Source organism: Rhodococcus sp. PAE-6, assembly GCF_025290685.1.
Classification (GTDB): Bacteria; Actinomycetota; Actinomycetes; order Mycobacteriales; family Mycobacteriaceae; genus Rhodococcus; species Rhodococcus pyridinivorans.
The window spans coordinates 1-902 of the sequence record NZ_JAOCLZ010000083.1 but is presented as its reverse complement, the minus strand read 5'-3'; the positions used below and the strand labels follow the sequence as shown (position 1 = coordinate 902).

The following is a 902-nucleotide window of genomic DNA, read 5'->3' as shown; positions in this document are numbered from 1 at the left end:
ATCGGCGATTGGGACGAAGTCGTAACAAGGTAGCCGTACCGGAAGGTGCGGCTGGATCACCTCCTTTCTAAGGAGCAACTCCTCATGCACCCCGAGTAGTCGGGGACGGTAAACGCATGCAGGCAGAGCCATTACGGATTCACAGGTAATCCGGTGGTGCTCATGGGTGGAACGCTGACAAGCATTTTCTTCACTACTGCGGGCCCGAGTGCCGGCAGGAAGAAAGTTATATCGGTGCACTGTTGGGTCCTGAGAGAACACGCAATGTGTTTGATCAGCGACGATGATCCGCGAAACAAGGAAATCAGTTTTCTTGCGGTAGGGGTTGTTGTGTGTTGTTTGAGAACTGCACAGTGGACGCGAGCATCTTTGTTGTAAGTGTTTATGAGCGTACGGTGGATGCCTTGGCACCAGGAGCCGATGAAGGACGTGGGAGGCTGCGATATGCCTCGGGGAGCTGTCAACCGAGCTGTGATCCGAGGATTTCCGAATGGGGAAACCCAGCACGAGTGATGTCGTGTTACCCGCATCTGAATATATAGGGTGTGTGGAGGGAACGTGGGGAAGTGAAACATCTCAGTACCCACAGGAAGAGAAAACAACATGTGATTCCGTGAGTAGTGGCGAGCGAAAGCGGATGAGGCTAAACCATGGGTGTGTGATAGCTGGCAGGCGTTGCATCCGTGGGGTTGTGGGGCTTTTCTTCCCGTCACTGTCATGACGGGCGAGAGTAAGAAACCGGTTGGTTAGTCGAAGTGGTCTGGAACGGCCTGTCGTAGAGGGTGAGAATCCCGTAGACGAAAACTTGCCGGCTCTCGTGAAAAGTACCCGAGTAGCACCGGGCCCGTGAAATCCGGTGTGAATCTGTCGGGACCACCCGATAAGCCTGAATACTCCCTGGT

At 54.1% G+C, this 902-nt stretch carries 2 rRNA genes; both read left to right on the top strand.

The window, feature by feature from the left end:
• Positions 1 to 67, top strand: a 16S ribosomal RNA gene (locus NVV99_RS26310); the annotation flags it as partial.
• A 305-nt stretch (positions 68 to 372) separates the two neighbouring features.
• Positions 373 to 902: ribosomal RNA gene (locus NVV99_RS26305) — 23S ribosomal RNA — on the top strand; the annotation flags it as partial.